The 3800-nt window shown below is 65.1% G+C and carries 1 protein-coding gene and 2 pseudogenes; all 3 read right to left on the bottom strand.

Annotated elements, in window-relative coordinates:
- Positions 1 to 308 (bottom strand): annotated as a pseudogene (locus tag JWQ89_RS14235) (hypothetical protein); the annotation flags it as partial.
- A 37-nt stretch (positions 309 to 345) separates the two neighbouring features.
- Complete coding sequence (locus JWQ89_RS14230) at positions 346 to 3105, bottom strand: TonB-dependent receptor (RefSeq protein WP_299642056.1); 2760 nt, start codon at positions 3103 to 3105, stop codon at positions 346 to 348.
- 109 nt (positions 3106 to 3214) lie between these two features.
- Positions 3215 to 3800, bottom strand: a pseudogene (locus tag JWQ89_RS14225) (hypothetical protein); the annotation flags it as partial.

The following is a 3800-nucleotide window of genomic DNA, read 5'->3' as shown; positions in this document are numbered from 1 at the left end:
ATGATCTTCACGCGGCTGGCGCGTTCAGCCAACCGCGCGACCGGAATGCCCATCACCACATAGAAGGCGGCGAAGGCCAGGCCGCTCAGCAGGCCGAGCTGCCAGTCGGCGAGTCCCAGGTCTTCCTTCATCGGCTGGGCGACGATGCTCAGGATCGTCCGGTCGATGAAGTTCACGATGTAGATCAGCAGCAGGATGCCGAGCACGTAGTACTTGTACAGGCCCTTCGCTGACCCCACCCCTGCGGCCGGGGCCTGACCGACGGCTACAGATGGCGACGCCGGCTCGATGGGTGTGGTCCCGGTCATCATCATTCCTCAAGCGAACGCGGTGTCGAACGGGGCGTCAGAACCGGAACCGGACCCCCATGGTCGTGTACCGGCCAAGCGTGTCGTGGAGACTGGCGTTCATCGGCTGCTGGAAGGTGCTCGGGCCGGGGACCAGCGGCGGGTCCTTGTCGAACAGGTTGTTGACCGTCACGAAATAGGTGAGGTCGCGGCCGAAGGCGCTGAAGTTATACCGGGCTGTGAAGTCGGTGTAGTAGACCGCGTCGATGTGGTTGATGTTGAGATCTTTCCCCTCGACCTTCAGCACGTCATAGGCGCCGCCGCCGACGTACCGCTCGATCAGGAACACCGAGAGCGGGCCATGGCCATACGTGAGCTGGAAGTTGCCCTGCCATTTCGGTTGGCTGAGGTGGATGTCGCCCGCCGTGTCGATCGGGGCGCTCCCCGGCGTCTGGGTCTCGAAGTGAGAGGTGTAGTTCGCCAGAGCTCGCACGGTCAGTTCGCCGCCGAAGAGCGGGGTGGTGTAGGCCGCCTCCATGTCGACGCCCGAGACCTTCAGGAAGTTCAGGTTCTGGTACGGGTTGGTGATGATCAGCGAGCCGCCGGGCACCGCCTGGATCAGTGCGCAGTTGGCCGCCGAGCCGCGCGCGCACTCATCCACGATGCCCTGTGCGCCGAGCTGGTCGATCGCGTCTTTCAGCTCGATCTTGTAGAGGTCCACCGAGAGGTTCAGGCCCGGAATGAACGAGGGGTGGTAGATCACCCCGCCAGTCGTGGTGGTGGCCACCTCCGGCAGCAGGTTGGGGTTTCCGGTCGAGAATCCGGTGTAGCCGGTGTTCACGCCCTTGTAGAGGACGTTGGAGGCGTTGGTGCTGCGCGGATTGAACAGCTCCAGGATGTTTGGACCGCGGATGTCGCGCGAGCGGGTCAGCCGGAAGCGCAGATCCTCGATGGGCTGGTAGGTGGCGCCGATCTTCCAGCTCGTGGCGAGGCCCGAGTTGCTGTAGTCCGCGGCGCGGGCGGCGGCGTTGAGGTCGAGGGACTGCGCGAACGGCAGGTCCTTCAGCAGCGGCACGCCCACCTCGACATAGGCCTCGCGCACCGAGTACTTGCCGCCGAACGGCACCGGGTTGAAGGTCTGGAAGCCGCCGGCGCGGTTGTTCAGCGAACTGGGCCCGCCGCGCACGCCCGCGAAGCTCGTCGTCTCCCGGGAGATCGGATCCGACCACTGCTTCGAGGTTTCCCGCCGGTACTCCACGCCGGCCGCTAAGGCGATGGCGCCGGCGGGGAGCGCGAACCGCTCCGGAAGCGCGCCGGAGAGGTTCAGCTGAACCACATCCTGCTGCAGGTCGAGGTTGCGGATGGAGCTGCCGAGCACATAGTCGGCGGCGGCCTGGGAGATCGAACCGTCGCCGAAGATGTTCATCGGGACGCAGCCGGGATCCAGGCCCTGCAAAGTCGAGCGGCAGACGATCTGGCCCGTCGCCGGGTTCACGACCGCATCCGCCGCAGCATAGAGGTTGCGGTTGATGGTCATGTTGTTGGCGTCGGTATCTTGCCGGCTGAGACCGCGGGTATAGTAGCCGTCCAGCTTCCAATCGCCCCAGAGGCGCTTCTCGAACGACAGGGCGAGCCGCTTGGTCTCCTGGATCGCGTCGATCTCCTCGAGCGGAATGTCGCGCGAGTGGCGTCCGACGGTGATCGACGTCACTCCAGCGCTCGCCATCCGCGCCTTTACGATCGGGGACAGGAACGCATTGTCGCTGAAGATCGTGTAGGCGAACTGGCCGTTCTCGTAGTTCGGATAAGATTGCAGGACGTTGTTCGACTTGCCCCAGTTGGCTTCGATTCCGACCATCAGGGTGTCGGTGACGTCGAACTCGGAGTGGAAGAAGCCGGTGTAGCGCTCCTGCTTCGGCGTCAGTCCGGGCAGCGCCCGGATACCGTTGCCACCCACCTGCCAGATGCCGCTCTGGGCGCCGAAGTCGTGCGTCAAGGGCACGCCGCCCGGTCCGAATTCGATGCCCTTGAGCGGACCCGTGGTGACCAGGCCGCCGTAGGTCATGCTGGCGCTGTAGATGTTGTTGGTGATGATCTGGCTGGGGAATGCGCCTGCGACCGGGTTGCTGACGATGCCGCCGCCTCGGCCCCACCAATCGCGGTTCATGGCCTGGAAGCTGTCGATCCCGGCGCCGTACATGGCCTCGGCGCTGGCGATCACGCGCAGCCGCCCGTCCATGTAGCTGTGACCCCAGGCGAGGTTGCCCTTCACCGACTCAGCGTCGCCGTAGTTGGTGCGGCCGCCCTGGATCGAACCCTTCAGCCCCTCAAAGGTGGTGTCGAGGATGAAGTTCACCACGCCGGTCACCGCATCCGAACCGTAGGCCGCCGAGGCGCCGCCGGTGACTACCTCGATGCTCCGGACCATGTCCTGTGGAATCAGATTGATGTCCACCGAGCCGGAACCGTTGGAGGCCACCAGCCGGTGGCCGTTCAGCAGCACGAGGTTGCGCTGCGAGCCCATCCCGCGAAGGTCGAGCAGGTTCTGGCCGCCACTGCTGTTCGGCGAGCCGCCTTGCCGGCGCGACGTGTTCGCCGAGCCCTTGAAGGCCGGCAAGTGCTGGGTCGCGTCGGCAAGGTTGCCCGGGGAGGCCGCCTGCAACTGCTCGGAGCTCAGGGTGGTGACCGGGGTCGGGGTCTGGAAGCCGCTGGTGGTCAGGCGCGTGCCGGTGACCACCACCTCGTCCAACGTGGAATCCGACGCGGCGGCTGCGGTGGGCGCCGACTGCGCCAAGGCGGTGTTCGCCGAAAACAGCATAAGAACTGCCGATGTGCAGTAAAGAACTTGGCGATTCACCCGTTTACTCCCCCGAAAATCGTTTGATTATTGTCTTGTTTGTGTTCCGGCGATGCGTTTTTCTTGCGCGCTAGGCGCTGAGCTGCGCTCGCGTCATGCCGTCCATCTTCCTGAGCATCCGCGCGAAGTTTGCCACCTGCGCACGAAACAGCCGCGGATCGTGTTTCTCGATGCCCCCGTGGGGACTCTCCTTCAGGAGGTAACTTGGCGCCGGCATGATGCCGATGGTCGGCACCCCATAGGTGATGAGCGCCGCGCTCTCTCCGGTGAACCGCTTGAGGTACGGATTCACCGCCACCACGCGATCCTCGATGGTCCCGGCGCTGACCTGCAGCACCAGGTCGGCCAGCGCCTTGCTCTGGGTGAGCACCATGGTGGCCTGGTTGCGTCCCGTGGGCACATAGTCCTGGCCACGGTCGCCCCACTCGCGTGAGCCCAGGTGCTCCATGACGAGGGAGGCGACGGTCCTCTTCATGATGTCCGGGTGGGCGTCGATGAAGTCCCGGAAGGAGTGCACATAGGCCCCTGCCATGTGGCCGGTCGTAAGCGTGAAGACGTAGGTCTTCCTGCGGGCGGTCTTCGGCAGGGTGGCGAGGTACTTGGCCAGCGCCACGACCGCGATGCCGCCGTTCTCCTCCACCGCGTTCGGACCGTCG

The organism is Devosia sp. (genome assembly GCF_028290645.1).
In the GTDB taxonomy this organism is placed as follows: domain Bacteria; phylum Pseudomonadota; class Alphaproteobacteria; order Rhizobiales; family Devosiaceae; genus Devosia_A.
This window is presented reverse-complemented; position numbering and strand designations above follow the sequence as displayed.